Below are 23780 nucleotides of genomic sequence, written 5' to 3'. Positions count from 1 at the left end.
CAGTGGTTAGCATCTATTGCCATGGATGCCACAGATCGCGCAATTCTCCGTCTACTGCAGGAGGACGGACGGCTCAGCAACATCGAGTTGGCCGAGCGGGTGCGGCTGACGCCGTCGCCGTGCCTGCGCCGGGTGCGCAACCTGGAGGAGACGGGAGTGATCTCCGGTTACCGCGCGGTCGTGGACGCCGGAGCGGTCGGACGCGGCTTCCAGGTGCTGGCCTTCGTGGAGCTCGAGGGCCAGGACGCCGAGACGGTGACGGCCTTCGAGACGGCGGTCATGCAGGTGGAGGACGTCATCGAGTGCCTGCGCATGTTCGGCCGCCCCGACTACGTGCTCAGGGTGGCGGTGGCGGACATGGAGGCCTACAGCCGCCTGTGCCTGGAGAAGCTCGGACGCCTTCCCGGCCTGGACAAGCTCACCTCGCAGATCGCGATGAAGGCGCTGAAGCCGGGCGGCTCACTGCCGCTGTAGCGCGCTACAGGACCCCGCCCTCGACGAGGATGAGCAGGCCGAGGCCGACCAGGACCGCGGGCAGCACGACGTGACCCCAGCGCGCCAGCGTCCTGGCGACGAACGGTCTGGTGGCGAGGAAGCGGCCGGCCGCGCACCAGACGGCGACCAGGACGAGGAAGACGAGCACGTAGCCGGTCATGGCGCCGGTACCGGCCGTGGCGAAGACGGGCACGTAGACGCCGATGTTGTCGCCGCCGTTCGCGAAGGTGACGGCGGCCACCGCGAGAGGGCCCGCCGCGCCGTCCTCGACCGTGCTCTCCTCGGGGTTCCCGCGCTCGCGCCACGCCTGCCAGGCCGCCTTCAGCCCGAGGGCCAGGGGGAGCAGGCCGAGGTAGGGCAGGACCGCGGGAGGCAGCAGGGCGGCGCCGAAGGCGGCGGCCACGGCGAAGGCGAGGATGGCCGCGAAGCCGAGATACTGCCCGGCGACGATCCGCGCGGCCGAGCCTGGACGCCCGGAGGTCCTGGCGAAGAACAGGGCCAGGATGACCAGGTCGTCGAGGTTGGTGACGGCGAACAGTCCCGCTGCCTGTCCGACGAGGCCGAGATCCACGGGCGCGGTGCATCCTCTCGGTCGGGGCGCGGTCGCGGATCGACGATAGCGGCTGGGCCGTCAGAAGTAGTCGGCGACCCAGTGGATCGCCGAAGGCGAGGCGAGAGTGGGGGAGGGGTCGACGGCCAGCGGGCGGGCCATGCCGCTGGTGTCGGCGACGGTCTCGAGTCCGGCGAACAGGAAGGGCAGCGCGGGCTCCCCGGGGGTGAGGCGGGCACTGGCCCGGGTGATGCCGAGGGCGGCGGCCTCGGCGGCGACCCACGAGAACAGCTCGGGCAGGTGGCCCGCCGCCTCCAGCACCTCCACCGAGGTGTCGTGCCAGCGCAGGGCCACGTAGCCCGAGCCCTCGGCCAGACGCAGGTCGACGGAGTCGTCGTAGTGGGCGGGCACCCTGTGGCGCCAGTCGTCGGGCGTGCGGACCGTGGTGAGCGGCCGGTGGGCGTTGTGCCTGTCGTACAGCTCGGCCAGGAGCGGCCACTCGGCGAGCGAGGCCCGCCGCACGGCGGACGCCTCGCGGGTCGCGGCGGCGAGCGGGCCGCGCGTCAGCGACTGGGAGAAGACCTTGTAGCCCGAGCTCTCGTAGACGCCGGGGCTGCCGGTGAACAGCAGCGACCAGTCGCAGCCAGCCTCGGACATGCTCTCCAGCGCCAGGCCCAGCAGGCTCCTGATGTGGCCGCGGCCGCGCGCGTCGGGACGGGTGGCGACGTTGGCCACGCCGCCCACCAGGTCGATCCCGCCCTCGGCGTTCCGCAGGCGGCGCGGCAGCCAGTAGACGACCGCCTCCACGCCGTCCGAGCCCTCGGCCACCATGGTGCGGGGCAGGCGGTCAGGATCGCTCCGGTAGAGGGGCAGGAGCTGGGGGGCGGTGAAGCAGACGGCCCACAGGGCGTGGAGGTCGGGCTCGTCGGCGGGGGTGGCGGCGCGGTAGGTGGTCATCTATCCCATCCGGTCGAGAAGCGCGGGGGTGACGGCGTGTTCCAGCGGCAGTCCCGCGGCGAAGCGGGCGATCTCCGAGACCACCACGTCGCCCTGCCTGCGTCTGCACTCGACGGTCCCCGCCGCCTGGTGCGGCGTGAGCAGCGCGTTCGGCAGCGAGCGGAAGGGGTGGCCCGCGGGCAGCGGCTCCTCGTCGTAGACGTCCATGGCCGCGTCGATGCGTCCCGAGCGCAGTTCGGCCAGCAGCGCCCGCTCGTCCACGAGCCAGGACCTGGCGGTGTTGACCAGGCCCGCGCCGTCGGGCATGAGGGCCAGCTCCCGCTCGCCGAGCAGGTGCCTGGTCTCGGGCAGCGAAGGGGCGTGGACGGCGACGATCCTGCTGGTGGCCAGCAGGTCGTCGAGCGGGATCGCGTCCTCGTGGTAGGGGTCGGCGATCCTGACGTCGGCGCCCAGCGCGCGGACCAGGTCGATGTAGGCCCTGCCGGTGCGGGAGGCGCCGATCACGCCGATCGGGCAGCCCAGGATCTCGTGCCTGGCGGGGGCCCGCTCGGCGGCCTGCCACGGCAGGCCGCCGCGCAGGGCGTGGTCGAACCGGTGCACCTGGTGCAGCAGCGCCAGCGTGAAGGCCAGCGCGACCTCGGCGACGGAGCGCGCCATGCCCGCTCCCGCCTGGGTCACCTGGACGCCGCGCGACCACAGCTCGTCCGTCACGAACGGCTTGACGGTCGCGCCGGTGTGCGCGACCAGGCGCAGCCCCGGCGCCCTGTCGAGCAGATCGGCGGTGAGCGGGGGGACGCCCCAGCTGGTGACCAGCACGCCGGTGCCAGGAAGGGCGTCGGCCAGGCCCGCGTGGTCGTCGAGCAGCCGCACCCGGCCGAGCGCGAGCAGGCCGGAGGGGTCGGGGAAGAACTGCGCCCGCAGGCCGGGCGGGACGCTCACCAGCACGCCGCTGTCAGCCGAGCCAGTCATCGAGGTGCTCCGAGACGAAGTCGTCGTCGGTCAGCCACGGGTAGGCGCCGCTCACCCTGGTCAGCTCCTCGGCCTGCCCTGGCGAGAGCCCTTCGTCCGGGTCGAGGCACCAGATCCCCTCCAGCAGTCGCTGTCTGCGCAGCACCTCGTGGACGCCGGCGATGCAGCCGGCGAAGCCGTTCGCCGCGTCGAAGACGGCCGCGTTGGCGTCGGTCAGCGCCGCGGCCCTGCTCGCCCACAGTTCCGGATCTTTCGCCAGCCCCGCGACCATGTCAACCGCCGCCCTTGTCCACACGGCCCACTGTCCGAGCAGGCCGCCGGAGAACCTGAGCCCTCCCGGCAGGTCGGCCAGCAGGTCGCCGATGATGTGGTCGTCGTTGCCCGTGTAGAGGACGACCTGGTCGGCGCGGCTCGAGGCGGCCACGCCGTGGGCGACCTCGAGCGTGCGGTAGCGGTCGAAGGCGGCGACCTTGACGGCGACCGTCGAGGGCTGCTCGGCCAGCTCTCGCCAGAACCGCCGGGAAAGGACAGGGCCGCCGATCGCCGTCTGCAGGTAGAACCCGACGACGGGCAGCACCTCGCCGACGGCTCTGGCGCGCTCCAGCAAGTCGGCCTCCGACGCTCCAGGGACCACAGGGGACAGCAGCACCGCGTTGTAGCCGAGCCCGGCGGCGAGCTCGGCCTCCTGGACCGCCTGCCCGACAGGCCCGCACGCCCCCGCGATCAGCTGGAACCGGCCGGCCCCCGGGGGACCCGCCGGCTGCCCTGAGACCGGCGTCCTGCGGGACTCGGCGACGACGTCGGCTGCCAGGCGGAGGACGGGCTCCAGCAGGCCCGCCGTACGGATCTCGAACTGGGTGGTGTGGACGCCGACCGCGAGCCCGCTGACCCCCGCCGCCACGTAGTAGCGCGTCAGAGCCGCCTGACGCCGCTCGTCGAGCGTACGGCCGGCCGTCAGCGCGAGCGGATGAGCGGGAATGACCGCGTTCATCCCTTGATTCCTGACATGGTGACGCCTTCTGTGAAGTAGCGCTGCCCCACGAGGTAGGCGGCGAAGATCGGGACGAAGGCCACGGTGGCCCCCGCGAGGACGACGTTCAGCGGGACGTTCTCCTGCTGGAGCGAGGCGATGCCGACCGTGAGGGTCTGCATGTCGGCGCCCCTGCCGACGATCAGCGGCCACAGGAAGTCGTTCCAGTGCCACAGGAAGACGAAGACGCCGAGCGTGGCCAGGATCGGCTTGCACAGCGGCAGCACGATGCGGGTGAAGACGCGCCACTCCGAGCAGCCGTCCAGGCGCGCGGCCTCGAACAGCTCGTCGGGCAGCCCCATGATGAACTGCCGCATGAGGAAGACCGCCTGGGCGTTGGCGAGCGTCGGCACGATCAGTCCCCAGTAGGTGTCCACGCCGCCGAGCTGGGCGACCAGGACGAAGGTCGGGATGAGCGTGACGTGATAGGGCACCATCACCATCGCCAGGAACGACCAGAACATCGGCTCCCTGCCGGGGAAGCGCTTCTTGGCGAAGGCGTACCCGGCCAGGGAGGCCAGCAGCAGGACGGCGACGACGCTGACCACCGAGTAGACGAGCGTGTTGAGCGTCCATCGGGGCAGGTCGCGGCCGCCGAGCACCTGGGCGTAGGCCGAGGTGTCGATCGGCCACGGCAGCAGGCTGCCGGGGAACTCGACGGCGGCGGCCGGCTTCAGCGAGAGCACGACCATCGCGTAGAAGGGGAAGAGCGTGACGGGCGTGGCCAGCACCAGCAGGGCGGTCCTGACGATCCGGCCGCCGCGCGAGGGTTCGAGCGCCCGGTAGGACACCGGTGTCACTTGTTCCTCCCGATGATCAGGCGCTGGATGAGCGCGACGACGAGGGTCATGACGAACAGCGCGACGCCGATGGCGCTGGCGTAGCCGAAGTCGAAGTACTTGAACCCCTGGTCGTACAGGTGCATGACGAGGGTGTAGCTGGCGTGCGCGGGCCCGCCGCCGGTCATCACGTACACCAGGTCGAAGACCTGGAACGAGCTCGTGGTCTCGATGACGGCGACGAAGAACAGCGCGGGCCGCAGCTGCGGGAAGACGATGTGCCTGAAGCGCTGCCAGACGCCGGCCCCGTCGGTGAGCGCCGCCTCCTCCAGCTCGCGCGGCAGGTCCTGAAGCCGGGCCAGGATGATCAGCATGCCGTACCCGAACCTGGACCAGACCGAGACCAGGACCAGGGCCGGGATGACGAGCGTCGAGGAGGCCAGCCACGAGGCGCCCGTCAGCTTGGTGATGGGGCCCTCGGAGGAGAACAGCCAGGTGAAGACGGTTCCCGCGAGGACCAGGCTGGTCACCACGGGCAGGAAGAACACCGAGCGGAAGAAGCGGGAGCCGCGGAAGGAGCGGCGCACCAGCAACGCCATGCCGACCGACAGCGCCATCGACAGCGGCACGTACAGGACGGTGTAGACGAGCGTCACGCCGAGGGCGTCCCAGAAGACGGGGTCGCCCGCCATGCGGGTGAAGTTGTCCAGCCCGGTGAAGGACGGGCTGTCGCCGATGGAGAACTCGAAGAACCCCAGCAGCACCCCCGCGATCGAAGGGCCGAACCTGAAAGCCAGGAAGAGCAGGAAACAGGGCAGCACGAACAGCAGTCCGGTGCGCAGCTCCCACCGTGCGGTCGCTCCCATGATCACCCGCCGAGCAGCGCGTCCGCCGCCTTGGCCGCGTCGGTGAGCGCCTGCTCGGGCGTCTTCTCGCCGATGAGCGCGGCCTGGATCTCGGGCGCCAGCACGCCCATGACGTCACGCGCCTTCTCGTGCAGCGGCCCCGCCGTGGCGAACCGCAGCGACTTCTCCACCTCGGCCTGCAGCGGGTCGCCCGCGTAGAGCGAGCCGGTGGACTTCTGCGGCGAGAAGTAGCCGGAGGCCACGTCGAACGCCTTGGTCACCTGCGCTCCCGAGGCAAAGGCGATCCACTTGCCCGCCGCCTGCTTGTCGTCGCCCGCCTTCAGCATCGAAAGCGAGCCGACCGTGCCGTAGGCGACCTGCTTGACGCCGGTCAGCGGCGGGAAGACCTTGATGTTCTCCTTGCCCCAGAACGACTCGACGTCGGCGGGCACGTGCTGCCAGGTGCAGGCGACCTTGTGCTGGGCGATGCGGGTCTGCTCGAACTTGGGCAGCCCGGTCAGCAAATCCTTCTCCAGGTGCCCGCCGTCGGCGAGCTGCTTGAGGAAGGTCAGCGCCCTGACGCCCTCGGGGCCGGCGAAGGCGACCGACCTGCCGTCGGGCTTGAAGACGTCGCCGCCCGCCTGCCAGAGCAGCGGGTAGAACGACTGGTTGAGCGTGGCGGCGGGGTCCGCCCAGTAGTTGGTGACGTCGATGCCCTTGGCCTTGAAGGCGGGGGCGGCGGCAAGCAGGTCGTCCCAGGTACTGGGGTAGTCGGTGACGCCCGCGTCGTCGAAGGCCTTCTTGTCGCACATCAGCGGCACGGCCGACATCAGGATCGGCGCGCCCATCAGCTTGCCGTCCATGGTCACCGCGGCCTTGGCGTTGTCGAGGTAGTCGCCTTTGGCCTCGGCCGAGAGGTACTCGTCGACGGGCTGGAGGGTCTTGGCATACTTGGGCAACTGGTCGGGGATCAGGTAGACGACGTCGGGCGCCTTGTTGCCCGCGATGGCGGTCGACAGCGCCTCGTCGCGCTTGGCCCACGGGTAGATCTCGACCTTGACGTCGATGCCGGGGTTGGCCTGCTCGAACGCCTTGGTCTGGCCGTCCCAGAAGGCCTGGTGGGTGGCCTGGTCGGCGATGATCGGGTAGATCCACATCGTCACGGTCTGCTTCTCGTCGCCTGAGCCGCCGCTGCCGCAGGCGGTGAGCAGGCCGATCGCGAGGGTCGCCGCTGCGAGTGCTCTCATGGTCGGTTCCTTTCGGAGGGGAGGGTCACGACGGTTCCTGTGTGGCGGGCGCGCTCGGCGGCGAAGACCGCCAGGTGGCTGCTCAGCGACTCGAAGGGGCCTGAGCGGATGGGGGCGGGGTCGCCGGTCTCCAGCGCCCTGACGAAGGCGTCCATGAGACCGGCGTCGCCGCCGCCGTGCCCGTCGGCGGCGCTGGAGCCGCCCACGGCGGCCCACCTTCTCTCGGTACGGCCATCGCGGAAGTCCACGATCGTCACGCTCTCGCCGTCGCCGGTCAGGCAGCCGTGTGTGCCGAAGATCCTGGTCTGGCGGTGCGTCTGCTCGGTGAAGGCGGTCATGGTGAACGTCGCGGTGGCGCCGCCCGACAGCTCCATGGCCAGCACCTGGTGGTCGACCACGTCGTTGTCGCAGGCGTAGACGCACCTGCCGTACGGGCCGGTGCGCAGCGCCTCCATCACGCCGTCGGGGCTGTCGGCCAGCACGCTGACCGGCCAGACGAAGCCCTCGTCGCGCAGGACGGGCAGGTAGAGCTTGGGCGCGGAGTACGGACAGCCCTCCTCGATCGCGCAGTCGAGGCAGCGGTCGGCCGCGCCCTCGGGCCGCTGCGAGGGGCGGAAGTGGCCGAGCGAGCCGAAGCTGGAGACGCGCTCCACCTCGCGCCCCGTGACGTAGGCCAGCCAGTCGAGGTCGTGGCACGACTTGGCCAGCAGCATCGGGCTGGCCAGCCGCTCGCTGCGCCACGGCCCTCGCACGTAGGAGTGGGCATGGTGCCACCAGCCGACCGGCTCGAGATGCTCGACGCTCATGATCTCGCCGAGCGTCCCGCCGTCGACGACCTGCTTGACCAGGTTCGTGTACGGCGTGTACCGCAGCACGTGGCAGACCCCGAACAGCACGCCCGTCGCGGCCACCGCCTCGACGAGCCTGCGGCACTCCTGCTCGGTCGGCGCGAGCGGCTTCTCCAGCAGGAGCGCGTAGCCCGCCTCGGCCAGCGCGATCGCCGGCTCGACGTGCAGTCCGTCCTGGGTGGCCACGATGACGGCGTCCGCCACCCGCTCCTTCAGCAGCCCCGTCCAGTCGTCGAACTCGACCTGCGCGGCGACCTTCGCCCTCGCCTCGGGCGAGGGGTCGGCCACGGCGACCAGGCGGGCGCGCTCGGGGTGCGCGGCGATCCAGGCGGCATAGGTCTGCCCCCTGTTCCCCGCGCCCGCGAGCGCCACGGTGACTGTCACTGGATCACCAGATTCCCTGTCGTGAGCACCCTCGGGCCGTCGGCGGGCAGGGCCCTGGTGACGCCCTCTTCGAGGTTGCCGGTGTGCTTGAGGTAGTCGAACGCCCCGTCCCTGATCTCGAGGCGTCCGCCGGTGAACTGGCAGCCGGTCGCGGTGTAGCGGTTGCGCCCCGTGGTCAGTTCCACGCCGCCGCCCTGCACGCGGCAGCCGTCCAGCTCCCAGGTGACGACGCCGCCCGCGTCCGCGCGCGACAGGCCCGCGCCGGTGAGCGTGGTGCCGCCCGCCAGGCGGACGCGCTGGTCGGCCTTGCCCGCCGCCCTGATCCCCAGGCCCTTGACCGTGCACCCGGTCAACGTGGCCGAGCCCGAGACGGTCAGCGGGGCGGCGCCGTCCCGCGCCTGCAGGACGGTGTCGGTGAGACGGAGCTCGGCGCCGTTGAAGGCGTTGCCGTCCAGGCCGTTCAGCGCGGACCTGCTGATGTGCACGGGCGCGGTGACGTTCGCCTGGACGATCTCGCTCTTGGCGGGCAGGTTGAACGTGCAGCCCTCGATGAGGTTGGCCCTGCCCGACAGCTTCGACTGCTGGGAGACGATCAATGTGTCGCTGGCCGAGCAGCCGCGCATCTGCAGGCCGTCGGCGTTCACCCAGATCATCCCCGACCCCTGCAGGGACGGCTTGCCGATGACCTGGACGTCCTCGAGCGTCAGGTCCGTCACCTTCACCCTGGCCACGAACCAGGAGCACACGTGCTTGCGGACGGTGATCCGCTTGGCCGCCGAGCCCCACGCCGCGCCGGAGTTGGCGAAGGTCATCAGGCCCGAGTTGCCGGTGTAGGTGAGGTCGTGCTCGTACTGGCCGTGCGTCACGAACGGGCCCTGGTCGTCGCCGTCGCCGTGGCAGTTGTCCACGTAGCAGTAGGCCGAGGCGGTGAAGTCGTTGAGGTGGCGGGAGTTGGCGACGTGGCAGTCGGAGACGTGCCCGTACAGGCAGTAGATCTGCTGCGTCAGGTAGCCTGCGCCGCCCCAGGTGACCGAGGCGGGGTTCTTCAGCGTGCACTGCTCGGTGCGGTAGTGGGTGCACCAGCGGCGCATGACGACGGGCCAGAACGTGCCTGTCGCGTCGACGCCCGAGACGTCACAGCGCACCGCGTACTCGTAGGCGATCGGGTGCGAGCCGGTGTACTGGTCGCCCCCCGCGACACCCTGGAAGACCATGTTCCTGACGTGCGCCCGCTCGACGGGCTCCACCCTGGTCCAGGTGATCGTACGGCCGGCCGCCAGCTCCCAGCCGTTCTTGTAGTTCACCCTGACACGCGAGCCGTCGAGGATCTGGGTGATCTGCACGAGCTTCTGCAGCTCCCGCTCCCACCGCCCGGTCAGCGCGTTCACCTCGGCCGTCCACCACTGGCCGACCTTGAACCTCGCCGAGTCGCCGACCTCGAAGACGTCGGACAGGTCGGGCACGGGGGCCGTCAGCTTGTGGGTGACGACCTCCTTGGTGACCTCACCGCGGAAGAGGAGCACGGCGGCGAACGGGTCGTCCTGCCCCGCCTTCTCGATGCCCTCCGTCGTCACGGTGCGGCCGCTGAAGTCGAGCTCGATGCCGGACCTGGCGAAGCGGTGGCGCCTGACGAAGTTCAGGTCGGTGTGGGCTTCGACGCGGTGGACGGCGGGGTCGTTCACCATCGCGTCGAGCGCGGCGTCGGCGGGGGTCTCGGTGTCGAAGAGGCCGAACTTCCTGAAGTCGAGGACGCCGTCGTGCACCATCAGCCACCGGCCCTTCGCGCCGGAGCCGAGGACCGTGCCGCCGTTGGGCGCTGACGAGGACGCGGCGTCCCAGCGCGTCAGCATCCCGCCGCCGTCGCCCGGCCGGTGGTAGCCGGCCACCTGGACCAGCGTGCCGTCCTCCACCTTGGTGAAGGCGAGCAGCTCGGCGACCGTGCCCGCGGTCAGGACCTCGTCCTTCGGCTTGTGGGCGGGGTCGGCGGCGGCGGGCCTGGCGATCAGCAGCGTGCCCAGGGCCAGCCCCGAGGCGCGCAGGATGTCACGACGTTCCATGGGCCACTTCCAGGGTGTCGGCGATGAGCACGGACGAGGAGGAGGGGAGGGAGCGGGCGACGCCGTCCTCGACGCAGCCCGTGTGAAGGAGGGAGGAGACGGCCGTCAGCGTCAGCCGTCCGCCGGTGAAGGACGTGCCGGTCGCCGCGTAGCGGTTCTCGCCGGTCGTCAGCTCCAGGCCGCCGCCCTCGACGCGGCAGCCGTCCAGCTCCCATGCGAGCCTGCCTGGGCCGGCCGCCCTCGTCAGCGGCGCCTTCCTGAGCGTCGTGCCGTCCAGGCGCAGGACCTGGTCGCGGACCGCGCTCAGCTCGATCGTGACGTTGTCCACGAGGCCGCCCGAGAAGGTGATCTCCGACGCGCCCAGCGTGGCGCTCGCGCCGTCCAGGCGGCAGGCGGTGAAGCGCAGCGGGCCCGACCCCCTGAAGTGGGCGCCGTCCACGCCGGTGAAGGAGCAGTCCACGAAGTGGACGGGGTTGGAGACCGGTGTCTGCACGACCACCTGGCCCTTGGGCAGGTCGAAGGAGCAGCCCTGGACGAGGTTGGGCCTGCCCGAGCGGTTGGAGCGCTGCCCGATCGCGAAGGTCCTGGCCACGCAGCCGCGCAGCTGCACGCCGTCGGCGTTGACCTGGAGCGTTCCGCCGGGGTCGAAGGTCGAGCGGGGGATCACCCGCACGTCCTCCAGCGTCAGGTCGGTGATCTTCGTGCCCGCGACGAACCAGGAGCACAGGTGCTTGCGCACGGTGATCCGCTTGGCGCTCGTGCCCCACAGCGCGCCGGAGTTGGCCAGGTCCATGAGGCCCGAGCAGCCGGTGAAGACCAGGTCGTGCTCGTACTGGCCGTGCGTGGTGAAGGGGTTGCCGCCCTCGTCGTCGCCGTCGCCGTGGCAGTTCTCGACCGTGCAGTAGGCCGAGGCGGTGAAGTCGTTGAGGTGGCGCACGTTCGAGGTGACGCAGTCGGCGACGTGGCCGTAGAGGCAGTAGATCTGCTGGGTGAGGTAGCCGGCGCCGCCGTACATGACGGTCGGCGGGTTCTTCAGGCTGCAGCCCACGGTGCGGAAGTGCGTGCACCAGCGCCGCATGATCACCGGCCAGAACGTGCCCGTCGCGTGGACGCCCTCGACGTCGCAGCTCACCGCGTACTCGTAGGCGACGGGGTGGGAGCCGGTGTACTGGTCGCCGCCGGGGGCGTCGAAGATGAGGTTCCTGACGTGCGCCTTCTCGACGGGCTTCACCCTGGTCCAGGTGATCGTACGGCCGGCCGCCAGCTCCCAGCCGTTCTTGTAGTTCACCCTGACGCGCGAGCCGTCGAGGATCTGGGTGACCTGGACCATCCGCTGCAGCTCGCGCTCGTACTTCCCGGCCAGGGCGTCGACCTCGGCCGTCCACCACTGGCCGACCTCGAACCTCGCCGAGTCGCCGACCTCGAAGACGTCGGACAGGTCGGGCATGACGGCCGTCAGTTTGTGGGTGACGACCTCCTCGGTGACCTCGCCGCGGAAGAGGAACACCGCGCCGAAGGGGTTGTCGTGCGTGTTGCGCTCGATGCCGTCCGTGCGGACGGTGTTGCCGCCGAAGTCCAGCTCGACGCCCGACCTCGAGAACGTGTGCCGCCTGGTGAAGAGCAGGTCGGTGTGCGCCTCGACCCGGTGGACCGCGGGGTCGTTCACCATCGCGTCGAGCGCGGCGTCGGCCGGGGTCTCGGCGTCGAAGACGCCGAACGTCCTGAAGTCCAGGCAGCCGTCGTGCAGCCGGAGCCACCGGCCGCGGGAGCCGCCGCCGAGGACGGTGCCGCCGTTGGAGGGCTGGGTCGCGGAGGCGTCCCAGCGGACCAGCATCCCGCCGCCGTCGCCGGGGGCAAGGTAGCCCGCGACGGACACGAGCGAGCCGTCGTCGATTGTGCGTGCGTCGAGCGCCAGCAGGCGCGCGACGCTGGCCACATGGTGCATGAAAGGGCCTCAACCTTCGTCGCCGGGAGGACCGGCAGGGGGTGGAAGGTCGGGCGACACGCGAAGGCGCGCAGGCGGCGGAGCTGCTGGCCAGAACTTCCCGCGTCGGGGCCGCGACGCACGGGAGCCAGCTTGTTCGCCCGAGGTGACGGGACGTTAGACAGCGCGCGGCGGCGCTGTCAAGGGGTGTGACCGAGGTCTCTGGAGATCCGCTCGGCGGCGTCGCGGACCTGTCGTCCCAGCTCCTGGTACTTCCAGGCGGGCAGATCCCGCTTCAGCGAGGTGATGCTGATCGCCCCGACGCACGCGCCTGTGTGGTCCCGCAGGGCCCCGCCGATGCAGAAGACGCCGTCGGCGTCCTCCTCGTCGTCGACCGCGTAGCCGAGCTCGCGGACGGTCTTCAGATGCGCGAGCAGCGTGGGCAGGTCGGTGATCGTGTGGCTGGTCCTGTGCGGCAGGCCGACCCTGTCGACCAGCGCGGCGACCTCGGTGTCGGGCATCTCGGCCAGCAGCGCCTTGCCGAGGCCCGTGCAGTGCGGCAGCTCCCTGGAGCCCATCCGCAGGTCGACCTGGATGCGGTCCTGGTTGCTCACCTGGTCGACGACCACCGCCTGCCCGTTGTCGGGTACGGCGAGGCGTGAGTTCATCCCCGTCGCGGCGGTCAGCTCCACCAGGACGGGCCTGGCCACGTCGCGCAGCGAGAGCTGGTCCTGCGCGCGGGCGCCGAGCCTGGCCAGCGCCATGCCCAGGCGGTAGCGGCGGTTCATGCCCTCGCCGTCGTCGGCCACCAGGCCGTACTGGCGCAGCGTGTAGAGGGTGGCGAAGGCCGCGCTCTTGCTCAGCCCGCAGGCCGCGGCGAGGTCCGTCACGCTCATGCCCGCGCCCTGGGCGCCGGTGGCCAGAGCCTCCAGGACGTCGGCGGCTCTGGCGACGCTTCGCACCCAATAACGCGAATCCTCAGCAGCAGTGTTCGTCACAGCCGAACAGCTTACCCGGTGAGGCGGTTGACGCACGGATTTTGCTCGGTCTATGTTGTTCGGCAGTACCAAACACTGTTCGGAATTTGCGGCGGTTAACCCCGCGGAGTCGTGGCCGGGCCGGGCCGCGCTCCGCGACCGAGGAGCAGATGTGAATCAGCGAGTCCTGGCCGAGCGCGCCCGGCGGGCCATCCCCGGCGGCGTGAACAGCGGTCAGCGGAACGTTCCGGGTCTCAGCGATCTCGTGATCGCACACGCCGAGGGCGCCCGCTTCCGCGACGCGGACGGCAAGGAGTACCTCGACTTCCACGCGGCATTCGGCCCGCCCCTGCTCGGCCACAACGACCCCGACGTCAACGCCGCGGTCGCCGAGGCGGGCAACGGCGCCGACCTGTGCGGCGTAGGCGTCACCGAGGGCGAGGTCGAGCTCGCCGAGACCCTGGCCGAGCTGGTGCCCAGCGTCGAGCGGGTCCTGCTCACCAGCACGGGGAGCGAGGCCACCTTCCACGCCCTGCGCGTGGCGAGAGCGGCGACGGGCCGCCGGCTGGTGGTGAAGTTCCAGGGTTGCTACCACGGCTGGCACGACTCGGTCAGCCTGAACGTCATCTCCTCCGCCGAGAAGGTCGGCGGCAGGGACCCCATCTCCACCGGCATCCTGCCGGAGGTGCTGGAGGCGACGCTCGTGCTGCCCTTCAACTCCAGCCAGGCCGTACGGCAGGCCTTCGCCGACCACGGCGCCGACATCGCGGCCGTCATCGTCGAGCCGGTGCCGCACAACGTCGGCTGCCTGCTTCCCGAGCAGGAGTTCCTGCGGACCCTGCGCGAGGAGTGCACGAAGGCGGGCAGCGTGCTCGTCTTCGACGAGGTGATCACCGGCTTCCGTCACCATCTGGGCGGCTGGCAGGCCATCAGCGGCGTCACACCCGACCTGACCACCATGGGCAAGGCGATCGCCAACGGCTACCCTGTCGGCGCGCTCGGAGGTCGCGCCGACCTCATGGACCTGTTCAGCTCCAGGCCCGGCGGCCCCGCCTTCTTCGCCGGCACCTACAACGGCCACCCCGCCGTCGTGGCGGCCGCCCTGGCCACGCTGCGCAAGCTGCGCGCCGAGCCGGTCCACGCGCACGTCTTCGCCCTGGGCGAGCGGATCCGCTCGGGCCTGACCGAGGTCTTCGACTCGCTGGGCATCCCCGCGCTGGTCACCGGCTACGGCTCGGTCTTCGTCGGATATTTCATGACGGGGCCCGCGCGGACCTACGACGACCTGTTGCGCAATGATGCCAACATGTTCATCGGCTACCGGCGCAGGCTGCTCGACCACGGGATCTTCGAGCTGCCGCTGAACCTCAAACGCAGCCACGTCTCCTACGCCCACACCGACGCCGACGTCGACAGGCTCCTCGAGGCCGCCGCCGTCGCCGCCAGGCAGGCGGGCGGCGAGGTGCAGGACCTCGCGGCGGCCAGCACGATGGGAGGGGCGGTCCGCTGATGCTCACCGTGAACACCACCAGGCCCGTGGGCCCTGCCGGGCGCATCAGCAGGGTCGAGACCCTCACCCTCGGCACCGCGTGGCGCGACTTCTCCTACGTCAGGATCCACACCGACCAGGGGCTGAGCGGCGTCGGCGAGATCACCCACCCCTACAGAGGCAGGGAGACGTGCTCGCTGGCCACCGCGATGGCCGAGCGGCACCTGATCGGCGCCGACCCCTTCGACGTGGAGGAGATCTGGCTGCGGATGTACCAGGGCGACTTCCTGCGCGGCGGCGACGTCGGCGGGATCGTCGTCTCGGGCGTCGACCAGGCCCTGTACGACCTCATGGGCAAGGCGCTGAACGTGCCCGCCTACCGGCTGACCGGCGGCGCGTGCCGCTCGGAGGTCAGGGTGTACGCCAACGGCTGGTACACCGGCGAGCGCGACCCCGCCACCTTCGCGCAGAAGGCCAAGGAGGTCGTCGCGCGCGGCTACACCGCGCTGAAGTTCGACCCGTTCGGCGCCGGCCTCGGCGAGCTCTCGCGCGAGGAGCTGCGCCGCTCGGTCGACATCGTCGCCGCGGTCAGGGAGGCGGTCGACGTGGACCTGATGGTCGAGGGGCACGCGCGCTTCGCCATGCCGACGGCCTCCAGGCTGCTGCGCGAGCTGGAGCCCTACGACCTGGCCTGGTTCGAGGAGCCGCTGCCGTGGACGCACATCGAGCGCTACGCCGAACTGCGGCAGCGCGCGCCGATGCCGATCTCGGGCGGTGAGCACTTCCACAACCGCTACGAGTTCGCCAGGCTCTTCGACACCGACGCCGTGGACATCATCCAGCCCGACCTGTCGATGGCGGGCGGCTTCACCGAGGTCAGGAAGCTGGCCGTGCAGGCGGAGGTGCACGCCATGCTGGTCGCGCCGCACAACTCCAACTCCCCGCTGTGCACGACCGCCTCCGTCCACGCGGTGCTCGGGATGGCGAACTTCACCATCCTCGAGACCTTCGACGGGATGCTGGAGCCGTACGTCTTCGAGGCAGTCAGGGGCGCCCTGCCGGTCGTCGACGGGCACATCGGGCTGCCGGGCGCGCCGGGGCTGGGAGTCGAGCTGGTCGACGAGGTCTTCGAGGAGCACCCGCCCAGCCACCGGTTCTGGAACCTCTTCGCCGAAGGCTGGGAGAAGCGTGATCGTTGACGTCCACTCCCACCTGTTCACCTGCCCCGACGACGTGGGCGACCCGTTCGCCGCCGAGTCGGCCCGCGCCCACGGCGGGCACGTGGACCTCACCGTGCGCTGGGCGGAGTACGAGGCCAGCTCACCGCCCGGCACGCGGACGATCGTCGTCGGGGGCAAGGCGCGCAGGTCGGGGCTGTGGGTGGACGACGCGGCCGTGGCGGGCTACGCCGCCGACCACGACCTGATCGGCTACCTCGCCCTCGACCCCACCCAGCCGGGCTGGCGGGAGGAGCTCGAGCACGGCCACCAGGACCTGGGCCTGCGCGGGATCAAGCTCATGCCGATGTATGCCGGCTTCGACCCCGCCGACCCTGAGCTCGACGGCCTCTACTCCTACGCGGCCGAGCACGGCCTGCCGCTGCTCGTGCACACCGGCACGACGTTCGTCTCGGCCGCGCCCCTGCGCTACGCGCTGCCCGTCCACCTGGACGAGGTGGCCATCAGGCATCCGTCACTGCGGATGGTCCTGGCCCACCTCGGCCATCCCTTCGAGGGGGAGTGCATCGCGGTGATCCGCAAGCACCGGCACGTCTACGCGGACGTGTCGGCGCTGCACTACCGCCCCTTCCAGCTGTGGCACAGCCTGCGCCTGGTGCAGGACTACGGGGTGTGGGACAAGCTGATGTTCGGCAGCGACTACCCGTTCACCACGGTCGACGCCTCCGTCGAGGGGCTGCGCGCGGTCGGCGCGGTCCCCGGCATCCCGGGGCTCGCGCCGCTGGACAGGCAGGAGATCGAGAACATGATCCACCGGCCCTCCCTCGACCTGCTGGGCCTGACATGACGCTCGCCGTCGTGACGGGCGCTGCCAGGGGCATCGGCCACGCCATCGCCGCAGGCCTGACCGAGGACGGCTACGACGTCGTCACCGTGGACCTCGCCGGCGCCGACGTGCTCGCGGACCTGGCCGACACGCGGGCCCTGGCAGAGCTCGTGGACGGCGTGCGCCGCGAGCACGGCCCGATCGGTGTGCTGGTCAACAACGCGGGCACCGCCCGCCTCGAGCACTTCAACGAGATCACCGTCGAGTCGTGGAGGCACGTCATGGCTGTCAACTGCGACGCGCCGTTCTTCCTGTCGCAGCGGACGGCCGAGCACATGATCGCCGACGGGGTGGAGGGGCGGATCGTGAACATCTCCTCCAAGAACGGGCTCGTGGCCGAGGCGGGCCTGGCGCACTACAACGCCTCCAAGGGGGCGCTCGAGCTGATCACCAAGTCGCTCGCGGCCGAGCTCGGGCCGTTCGGCATCACCGTCAACGCGGTGGCCCCTGGCATGGTCGCCACCCCGATCGACGGGGACTTCCCCCTGGACAGGGCGGCCTTCGAGGCGGCGTGGGAGGAACGCATCCCGCTGCGAGGGGGGTACGGCGCGCCGTCCGACGTGGCGGGCGCGGTGCGCTATCTCGTCTCGGGCGCGGCCCGCTACGTCACGGGCAGCACGCTGGTCGTGGACGGCGGCGTGCTGGCCGACCAGATGCCGAGGCGGCGCTTCATGCCGCCCTACCGCAACTCGGTCTCCTGACCGCGCGAGCTCAGGGACCGCGCGCTCAACCGCAACTCGGTCCCCGGACGGCGCGAGCTCAGGGACCGCGCGGTCAGGCGCGCAGCACCTCGGCGAGCCTGGCCGCGAACGCCTCGGGGGCGTCGGCGAAGCCGCCGTGGCCGCCGGGGAAGACCACGGGCTCGAGGCCCGCCTGCTCGGCCAGCGCGATCGCGCTACGGCGGGCCAGCTGCCCCTCGGTGCTCTCGCCGATGCCCACCACGATCTTCGGCGAGCCCGACCGCAGCGCCTCGACGTCGGGCCTGTAGGTGCTGATCGGGCGCACGCCCTTGCCGAGGAAGTAGCCGAGGTTGCCCATGAGGCGGCCGAACATCTCCTGCTGCTCGGGGCTCGGCGGCCCCTGCGGGGCATCCTCCTCACTCATGCCGATGAGTTCGTTGAACTTCTGCATGCCGGCGGGCACACCCTCGCGCTCGTAGGTGGAGGCCACCTCCTCCATGCCCGCGGCGACCTCGTCGGCGTCGGGCAGCAGCCGCACGCACGGCGGCTCGTGCGCCACCACGACGCGGACGAGCTCGGGGTGCCTGGCGGCCAGGTTCAGGGCGATCTGGGCGCCGCCGCTGCTGCCGAAGACGTAGGCGGGCTCGCCGCCCAGCTCGGCGACCAGGCGGGCGGCGTCGTCACCGTGCACGTCGATGTCCTGCTCGAGAGCAGGGTCGTCGGGGACGCTGCGGGAGTTGCCGCGGGGGTCGTAGGGCACCACGGTGAAGTGCTCGGCCAGCAGCGGGGTCACGGCGGCGAAGATGCCCGCGTCCGTGGGGCCGCCGGGGATCATCAGCAGGACCGGGCCCGAGCCCTGGACCTCGTAGTAGAGCCGCGCGCCCGGCGCTTGCAGGGTTTCCGTCTTCTTCATGGCAGGAGCATCTCACCGACAAATTTTTTTGTCAAGGAGTGACGTACAGTCGAAGAATGGAGAGCACGCCCTGGGCCTTCGACCGGCCGATCACCTCCCCCTTCGCGCAGCCACGCGGTCTTGCGGGACGGCTGGCGGGCCTGTTCATGCTGCTCACCAACGAGCAGCGCGAGCTGGTCGCCCTCATCGACGCGGGGGAGGGCGACCACGTACTGGAGGTCGGCTACGGGCCGGGCGGCCTCGTCAGGGTGCTGGCGAAGGGGCCCTCGGCGCGCATCTGCGGCGTGGACCCCTCGCCGGACATGCGCGACCTCGCAGGCCGCCCGCACCGCGCCGACAGGCGGGTGGATCTGCGGATCGGCACCGCCGACGCGATCGGCTTCGGCGACGGCGTCTTCGACAGGGTCGTGTCGGTCAACAACGTCGCGCTCTGGCCAGACCTCGGCGCGGGCCTCAGGGAGTTCCGCAGGGTGCTCAGGTCCGGCGGGCGCGTGGTGATCGCCTGGCACGGCGGCAGCGCGCCGGGACGCATCGCCAGGAAGCTCACCCTGCCGGAGGACAAGCTGGCGATGATCGCAGCCGCGCTCGGGGAGCACTTCGCCGACGTGACCAGGCATGAGCTGAAGACGCTCACCGTATTCACCGGGATGTCCGTGTAAATCCGGCCTTGACGGGCTGTGGAGAGATATGGTCGGCTCTTACCTTTCGTAATTGCGCAACCACATTCCCGGGGGAATGCCCGTCATGTCGCGGCTGTCCTGCGTCCTGCTCGCCTGCGCGTTGGTCTTCGGCGTGCCCACTGTGGCTCACGCCGTACCGAAGGAGGACAGACCGCGCATCGAGCCGGTGGCGCGGGTGAAGGTGCCAGGCGCGGCCCCTGCGGCCCCGGCCGGCAAGCCGTCGCTGGCGACGCGCGTGGGGGAGCAGAAACCCGACGGGCCGGGAAAGCCGGAGGTCACCGTACCTGAGGGCCCCGAGCTGGCGGGGAAGGTGGCGGAGGAGGCGAAGCGGCGGATGGGCGCCGACAGCCCCTCGACGGAGGCCATCCTGCCCGCCGACCCTGGCGAGGGCCTCGGGCTGCTGCCGATGAAGGGCGCCCGCGTGCTGACGGGCGGGCGCGAGCGGGTGCCGCTGGTCACCTTCAGGCTGTGCGCGGCCAGCGAACGGCTGCCCGCGGCGTGCTCGTCGGCGCGGCCGGTGGCCACCCCCGTCCAGGCGGACGTCACGGGCGACGGCCTGCCCGACCTCACCGCCACGCTGGTGCCGCGCAAGGCGGAGGGCGGCAGCGTGGGCATCGGCCTGACCGTCGTCCAGCTGGGTGACCCGGTCAGCGCGCAGGTGTGGGCCGAGTACGGCATCGGCGAAGGACGGGTGGTGAAGGTCGGCTTCGACGGTTACCGCCGCGGCACGTCGCTGTCGGCCCGCGACTCGGGCCTGTTCACCGTCGACCTCGCCGCCCTCGCCGAGGGCAGGGTCGACGTCAGGGCCACCGTACGGCGCAGCGACCCCGGAGCCTCCGTCGCGACCATCGCGGGCCTGGAAGGCAAGGCGCTGCTCAGCCTCAGGCAGACGCCCGCTACCGAGCGCTTCGCCGCCCACGCCGCCTTCGACGGCGACAGGAGCACGCTGACCGCCACCGCCTCCACGCCGGCGCGCCTCGACGCCCTCGCCGTCACAGGAGGCCGCAGGTTCACGCAGGTGACCGTCGACAGGATGGGCGCCGAACTGACCGCCGAGCTGACCAGGCCTGGCGAGGTCCGCTTCGCCGCCGCCGCCCCGATCGCCTCGGCCACCTTCCACGACTACCTCTACAGCGAGGGACGGCTGTCCAGAGCGGCGGCGCTGTCGATCACGCGGCTGCCCCGCGAGTTCCGCGCCACGGCCCGCTCGGGCGGGCTGTCGGTGGCCTCGGGCGCGCCCAGGCCCAAAGCCGCGCAGCTGACCTTCTACGACGCCGCGCGCGACCGGACGCTCGTCCAGGCGAGCCTCACGGGGCTGCCCGCCACGATGACGATCGAGCACGACGCCGAGGCCAACCGCGTCGTCCACACCTCCAGCTCCCCGCTCGGCGGCTGCTCCCTGCTCCTGCAGCGGGGCGGCGGCGCGATCGCCGGCCTCGCGGGCGACCACGTCACCATGATCAAGGAAGGGGCGCGGCTGGGCGTCTCGGCCAGGCTGGCGGGGGTCGCGGGGTTCGACGTCACGTACGGCGCCGCGCCGCGCGTCAAGCTGAGGCTGGGCTCGGGCGGCAGGCCGTTCGTCGGCGCGGCCAGCATCGACGGCAGGCACCTGGCCAGGCTGGAGATCTCCAACACGCCCGCCACGATCGAGGCCGAGCTGGATCCCGGCGCCCGCAGGGCCGTCTACTCGGCGGGCGGCGCCATCGACCGCCTGCGCGCCGCCTACGCCGACCCCACGTCGGGTCTGAGCGTGGAGGCGAGCGTGCGCGGGGTACGCGGCAGCGTACGCGCCTCGTGGGAGCTCGGGCCCAGGACCTCGCTCGAGGTGCGCAGCCCCGCCAGGCTGGCGCGCGTGGACCTGCACGCGGCGAGCGGGCAGGGGACGCTGCGGGCAGGGGTGCGGGGCGTGCGAGGGAAGGTGTCGGCGGTGGCCGACAGCGTGGGCAGGCGGCTGGACTGGACCGCCGACGCCCCCGTGAGCGCGGCGACCGTCTCGGCGAGGGCGGGCGACCTGCGCGCCGCCGTCAGCGCCGTCGGCGTCCCCGCCCGCTGGCAGGCCACCTGGGGAACCCCCGGCCAGGCGACCACCACCCCGACCGCCACCCCGGCCCAGACCGCCACCCCGGCCCAGACCGGTACCCCCGCCCAGAGCGGCGCCCCGGCTCAGGGCACGGCGCCCGCCGCCGCGGAGGTGGTGAGTTTTCGCGGGCTGTCGGGTCCCCTCGGGTCGGCGACGATCGCGGTGGCCAACCACCCGGACGCCACCGCCCCCGAAGGGCCCCACCTGGCCGCCCACTACGACGCGGCCACCGGCAGGTTCGACGCCAGCGCCCGCCTCGACCGGCTGCGCGCCGCCGACCTCGCCACGGACCCAGGCCGCACGGGCTTCCACGCCGACGTGCGCGCCGCCCGCCGTCCCGTCACGCTCGACGCCGACCTGCGCACCTCGGACGGCAGGCGGTGGGGCGCCCTGGCCGCCCTCGGCCCCGCGCCCGGCCGCGTCGCCGTCTCGACCTCGGCGGGCAGGCTCACCTACGAGGCGGGCGAGGTCGCGCTCAAGGGGCGGATCTGGCTCGGCGACAGCGCCGCCGTCCCCGACGCCCCGCACGTGCGCGGAGGGCTCTCCCTCGTCGACGGCGGCACCCGCGACAGGCCGGGGCTCAAGGGCTACGTCGACGTGCGCGGGCTGCCCGGCAAGGTGAGCGTCGACCTGGCGAAGAAGACCTTCACCTTCGAGGGCTTCCGCCCCGAGGGACGCAGGCTCGCGCTCTACCTCGACAGCTCGGTCCTCGCTCCCGTCCCGATCAGGGCCAGCGCCACTCTCACGGGGCTGCCCTCCGCGATCACCAGCATGACCGTCGGTCCCATCGGGGTCGAGGGCAGGTCCGTCACCGCCGCCTACACGATCCTGCCGCCCGCCACGCTCGGCACGCTCGACGTCCGCGCCGAGACCGACAGGGGCGGTCTGCGCGGGCGCGTGCTGATCGATCCCGTTCCCTCCGCCGTCTCCGTCACCGGCCTGTACGGCGGGCAGACCCGCGTGCGCGTCCGCAACTCCGCCCCTGTCAGGCGGCTCGAAGCCGCCGTGACCATGGGCGGGGCCACCGGCCTGCTCCGCTTCACCGACGTCCCCGCCGTGTTCGGCATCGACGCCGACACCAACGCCAGCGGTCTCCAGATTCCCCGGCTCACCTACAAGGCCGACGCCGGCACCCTCGACGGCCTGCTCGCCGTCCAGGCCGCGCTGGTGGAGAAGGTGTACCAGCCGCCGCAGGGCGGCCTGCTCGACACCGTGCTCGAGGTCGAGGACCTGGCGCAGGAGACCACCGCCAGGCTCAATCCCGACCTGTCCATCGATCTGGTGTCCAAGCCGTCGCCCACCAGGCTGCTGAGAGCCCGCACGGGGCTGGACCTGGCGCCCGTCACCGCGCGGAAGGTCTCGGCCCGCAAGGACGTGCCGTACGCGGGTGGGTTCCTCGCCTACCAGCTCGACGGCAGCTTCGGCATGGGCCGCAGCAGGATCGACGACCTCACGCTCGCCGTCCACGGGATGTCGTGGCTGAGGGTCCGCCCAGGCAAGCTGCCCTTCGGGGTGTCCGCGCCGCCCGCCGCAGGGTTCGTCTCACCAGGGTTCGAGGGCGGCTACGACCGGCTCGTCCTGCGCACGGCCGGCGTGGACCTGCGCCCCGACGTCCGGATGGACGTGAAAGTCACCAGGAGCGTCGGGGCGGACGTCTTCGACGAGAGCGTGCGGATCGGGCCGGTGACGTCGCTGCGGCTGCGCCGCTACGACCAGCGGATGCGGCCGATCAGCTCCAGGCAGGCGGTGCAGGCGGGCGGCGTGCCGCTGGCCTGCGTGGGCGTCGAAGCCAAGCCCGGCCTGGTGCCCGCCCGGCGAGGCGGCGCGTTGACGCTGCGCGGAGCCGACGGGCCACAGGTCGTCTCGCTGCTCGACGCGGGAGGCCAGACGCCGGGCTATGCCCTCGACCTGCTGACCTCCTTCATGTCCCCCTTCCCTGGAGCCGACTGGAAGGTCTCCTCCGTCGACCCCGGCACCTGCGACTAGAGGTGGGAGGCACCTCGGCGCTCGGGGCTCGCACCCCTAGGAGTCGACGCCCAGCGACCGGATGAGCTGAGCCAGTTCTTCTTGGAAGAGCTTGTCAGGGCTGATCGTCTGGGTACGCAGATGTCCGTAGATCTCCAGTGACACCAGGCCGTGCAGGTGGCCCCAGATGCGCAGCGCGAGTGCCACGCCGGCCGGCGGCAGGTCGGGGAAGGCCGGGCGGAGCTTGTCCAGAAGCCCGGCGTCGAAGTCGGACCACTGGAAGTCGCTGTCCGCGTAGAGCGGACCTGCGTGTGGCCAGGCGGCCGCCGCGAGGGCGGCGATGCCCGTGCAGACCCGGTACGCGGCGTCCGGGGCCGCACCGCCCTCGGGGACTTGGTAGCCGGGCACGGGGTCGCCGTAGATGAGGCGAAATCCCTCGGGGTTGGCCAGGGCCCAGCCCCGGAAGGCCCGCGCCCAGGCCCGGATCCGGCCGGCTGGATCCGCGGCAGGGGCGTCGGCCCATGCGGCGTCGACAGCGTCGGCCAGTGCGGTGTAGACCTCGCTGATCAGCGTGGTGACCAGATCGTCGCGGGTGGCGAAGTAGCCGTAGATGGCATTGGCGGTCATGCCCATCTCGCGGGCGATGGCCCGCAGCGTGATCGCGTCAGGTCCCCCCGAGGCCATCAGCTTGAGCGCGACCTGCCTGATCTCCGCTGTCGTCTCGGCCCGCAGCCGTGCCCGGCGCCCTCCCGTGCCTTCCACAGCGGTCACTCTACCCCGTCACCGGACTGGTTGCCGTGAAGAAACTTCACGCCGTATAGTTTCTTCACGCCCGACTCGACTACAC

General features: G+C 71.7%; 20 protein-coding genes. 7 read left to right on the top strand and 13 right to left on the bottom strand.

Annotated features, from left to right (window positions below):
• Positions 1 to 21 precede the first annotated feature (21 nt).
• Positions 22 to 474 (top strand): Lrp/AsnC family transcriptional regulator, encoded by a 453-nt coding sequence (locus tag ABFX55_RS20360; protein ID WP_346123247.1) that lies wholly within the window; start codon positions 22 to 24, stop codon positions 472 to 474.
• A 4-nt stretch (positions 475 to 478) separates the two neighbouring features.
• Here ABFX55_RS20360 and ABFX55_RS20355 read toward each other — a convergent pair whose 3' ends face one another.
• From ABFX55_RS20355 to ABFX55_RS20305, 11 genes are all read right to left on the bottom strand, one after another.
• Positions 479 to 1066, bottom strand: a complete 588-nt coding sequence (locus ABFX55_RS20355; protein ID WP_346123245.1) for a cadmium resistance transporter — start codon at positions 1064 to 1066, stop codon at positions 479 to 481.
• A 60-nt stretch (positions 1067 to 1126) separates the two neighbouring features.
• Positions 1127 to 2002 carry a GNAT family N-acetyltransferase gene (locus ABFX55_RS20350; RefSeq protein WP_346123244.1) on the bottom strand — a complete coding sequence of 292 codons (876 nt, stop codon included), beginning with the start codon at positions 2000 to 2002 and terminating at the stop codon, positions 1127 to 1129.
• Entirely contained in the window at positions 2003 to 2971 is a 969-nt protein-coding gene (locus tag ABFX55_RS20345; protein ID WP_346123242.1) for a hydroxyacid dehydrogenase, read from the bottom strand.
• Positions 2955 to 3962: a dihydrodipicolinate synthase family protein gene (locus tag ABFX55_RS20340; protein WP_346123240.1), complete on the bottom strand. Its 1008-nt coding sequence runs from the start codon at positions 3960 to 3962 to the stop codon at positions 2955 to 2957. Before ABFX55_RS20340 ends, ABFX55_RS20345 begins: the two co-directional genes overlap by 17 nt.
• On the bottom strand, positions 3959 to 4801 hold the full coding sequence (locus ABFX55_RS20335) for a carbohydrate ABC transporter permease (protein ID WP_346123238.1): 843 nt from the start codon (positions 4799 to 4801) through the stop codon (positions 3959 to 3961). The genes ABFX55_RS20340 and ABFX55_RS20335 overlap by 4 nt, the downstream gene beginning before the upstream one ends.
• A complete protein-coding gene (locus ABFX55_RS20330; RefSeq protein WP_346123236.1) occupies positions 4798 to 5646 on the bottom strand; it encodes a carbohydrate ABC transporter permease in 849 nt (282 codons plus the stop codon). Before ABFX55_RS20330 ends, ABFX55_RS20335 begins: the two co-directional genes overlap by 4 nt.
• A 2-nt stretch (positions 5647 to 5648) precedes the next feature.
• A complete protein-coding gene (locus ABFX55_RS20325; RefSeq protein WP_346123234.1) occupies positions 5649 to 6872 on the bottom strand; it encodes an ABC transporter substrate-binding protein in 1224 nt (407 codons plus the stop codon).
• Entirely contained in the window at positions 6869 to 8104 is a 1236-nt protein-coding gene (locus tag ABFX55_RS20320; RefSeq protein WP_346123233.1) for a Gfo/Idh/MocA family protein, read from the bottom strand. The genes ABFX55_RS20325 and ABFX55_RS20320 overlap by 4 nt, the downstream gene beginning before the upstream one ends.
• Positions 8101 to 10161 carry a hypothetical protein gene (locus tag ABFX55_RS20315; RefSeq protein WP_346123231.1) on the bottom strand — a complete coding sequence of 687 codons (2061 nt, stop codon included), beginning with the start codon at positions 10159 to 10161 and terminating at the stop codon, positions 8101 to 8103. Before ABFX55_RS20315 ends, ABFX55_RS20320 begins: the two co-directional genes overlap by 4 nt.
• Positions 10148 to 12106 (bottom strand): hypothetical protein, encoded by a 1959-nt coding sequence (locus ABFX55_RS20310; RefSeq protein ID WP_346123229.1) that lies wholly within the window; start codon positions 12104 to 12106, stop codon positions 10148 to 10150. The genes ABFX55_RS20315 and ABFX55_RS20310 overlap by 14 nt, the downstream gene beginning before the upstream one ends.
• A 179-nt stretch (positions 12107 to 12285) precedes the next feature.
• Positions 12286 to 13047, bottom strand: a complete 762-nt coding sequence (locus ABFX55_RS20305) for an IclR family transcriptional regulator (protein ID WP_346123227.1) — start codon at positions 13045 to 13047, stop codon at positions 12286 to 12288.
• A gap of 187 nt (positions 13048 to 13234) precedes the next feature.
• Between ABFX55_RS20305 and ABFX55_RS20300 the strand changes: the two genes are divergently transcribed.
• Genes ABFX55_RS20300 through ABFX55_RS20285 form a run of 4 tightly spaced genes read left to right on the top strand, consistent with a single transcriptional unit; the run spans position 13235 to position 17316 of the window.
• Positions 13235 to 14572, top strand: coding sequence for an aspartate aminotransferase family protein (locus ABFX55_RS20300; protein WP_346123225.1), 1338 nt, complete (start codon positions 13235 to 13237; stop codon positions 14570 to 14572).
• Positions 14572 to 15750: a mandelate racemase/muconate lactonizing enzyme family protein gene (locus ABFX55_RS20295; RefSeq protein ID WP_346123223.1), complete on the top strand. Its 1179-nt coding sequence runs from the start codon at positions 14572 to 14574 to the stop codon at positions 15748 to 15750. The genes ABFX55_RS20300 and ABFX55_RS20295 overlap by 1 nt, the downstream gene beginning before the upstream one ends.
• On the top strand, positions 15740 to 16576 hold the full coding sequence (locus tag ABFX55_RS20290) for an amidohydrolase family protein (RefSeq protein ID WP_346123221.1): 837 nt from the start codon (positions 15740 to 15742) through the stop codon (positions 16574 to 16576). The genes ABFX55_RS20295 and ABFX55_RS20290 overlap by 11 nt, the downstream gene beginning before the upstream one ends.
• Positions 16573 to 17316, top strand: coding sequence for an SDR family NAD(P)-dependent oxidoreductase (locus tag ABFX55_RS20285; protein ID WP_346123219.1), 744 nt, complete (start codon positions 16573 to 16575; stop codon positions 17314 to 17316). The genes ABFX55_RS20290 and ABFX55_RS20285 overlap by 4 nt, the downstream gene beginning before the upstream one ends.
• Positions 17317 to 17389: 73 nt before the next feature.
• On the opposite strand, the gene ABFX55_RS20280 is transcribed toward ABFX55_RS20285, so the two are convergent.
• Entirely contained in the window at positions 17390 to 18208 is an 819-nt protein-coding gene (locus tag ABFX55_RS20280) for an alpha/beta fold hydrolase (RefSeq protein WP_346123217.1), read from the bottom strand.
• A 56-nt stretch (positions 18209 to 18264) separates the two neighbouring features.
• On the opposite strand from ABFX55_RS20280, the gene ABFX55_RS20275 reads away from it, so the two are divergent.
• Entirely contained in the window at positions 18265 to 18867 is a 603-nt protein-coding gene (locus ABFX55_RS20275; RefSeq protein WP_346123215.1) for a class I SAM-dependent methyltransferase, read from the top strand.
• A gap of 85 nt (positions 18868 to 18952) precedes the next feature.
• Positions 18953 to 22954, top strand: coding sequence for a hypothetical protein (locus ABFX55_RS20270; RefSeq protein WP_346123213.1), 4002 nt, complete (start codon positions 18953 to 18955; stop codon positions 22952 to 22954).
• A gap of 36 nt (positions 22955 to 22990) precedes the next feature.
• Here the strand turns inward: ABFX55_RS20270 and ABFX55_RS20265 are convergent, their stop codons facing one another.
• Positions 22991 to 23695, bottom strand: coding sequence for a TetR/AcrR family transcriptional regulator (locus ABFX55_RS20265; RefSeq protein ID WP_346123212.1), 705 nt, complete (start codon positions 23693 to 23695; stop codon positions 22991 to 22993).
• Positions 23696 to 23780: the final 85 nt, after the last annotated feature.

This window comes from Nonomuraea roseola, from assembly GCF_039535395.1.
Classification (GTDB): Bacteria; Actinomycetota; Actinomycetes; order Streptosporangiales; family Streptosporangiaceae; genus Nonomuraea; species Nonomuraea roseola.
This window is presented reverse-complemented; position numbering and strand designations above follow the sequence as displayed.

Coding starts and splice junctions, on each gene's coding strand:
- ABFX55_RS20360 (WP_346123247.1), top strand. CDS start 22: ATGGATGCCACAGATCGCGCAATTCTCCGTCTACTGCAGGAGGACGGA.
- ABFX55_RS20350 (WP_346123244.1), bottom strand. CDS start 2,002: ATGACCACCTACCGCGCCGCCACCCCCGCCGACGAGCCCGACCTCCAC.
- ABFX55_RS20345 (WP_346123242.1), bottom strand. CDS start 2,971: ATGACTGGCTCGGCTGACAGCGGCGTGCTGGTGAGCGTCCCGCCCGGC.
- ABFX55_RS20340 (WP_346123240.1), bottom strand. CDS start 3,962: ATGAACGCGGTCATTCCCGCTCATCCGCTCGCGCTGACGGCCGGCCGT.
- ABFX55_RS20330 (WP_346123236.1), bottom strand. CDS start 5,646: ATGGGAGCGACCGCACGGTGGGAGCTGCGCACCGGACTGCTGTTCGTG.
- ABFX55_RS20325 (WP_346123234.1), bottom strand. CDS start 6,872: ATGAGAGCACTCGCAGCGGCGACCCTCGCGATCGGCCTGCTCACCGCC.
- ABFX55_RS20315 (WP_346123231.1), bottom strand. CDS start 10,161: ATGGAACGTCGTGACATCCTGCGCGCCTCGGGGCTGGCCCTGGGCACG.
- ABFX55_RS20310 (WP_346123229.1), bottom strand. CDS start 12,106: ATGCACCATGTGGCCAGCGTCGCGCGCCTGCTGGCGCTCGACGCACGC.
- ABFX55_RS20295 (WP_346123223.1), top strand. CDS start 14,572: ATGCTCACCGTGAACACCACCAGGCCCGTGGGCCCTGCCGGGCGCATC.
- ABFX55_RS20285 (WP_346123219.1), top strand. CDS start 16,573: ATGACGCTCGCCGTCGTGACGGGCGCTGCCAGGGGCATCGGCCACGCC.
- ABFX55_RS20280 (WP_346123217.1), bottom strand. CDS start 18,208: ATGAAGAAGACGGAAACCCTGCAAGCGCCGGGCGCGCGGCTCTACTAC.
- ABFX55_RS20275 (WP_346123215.1), top strand. CDS start 18,265: ATGGAGAGCACGCCCTGGGCCTTCGACCGGCCGATCACCTCCCCCTTC.
- ABFX55_RS20270 (WP_346123213.1), top strand. CDS start 18,953: ATGTCGCGGCTGTCCTGCGTCCTGCTCGCCTGCGCGTTGGTCTTCGGC.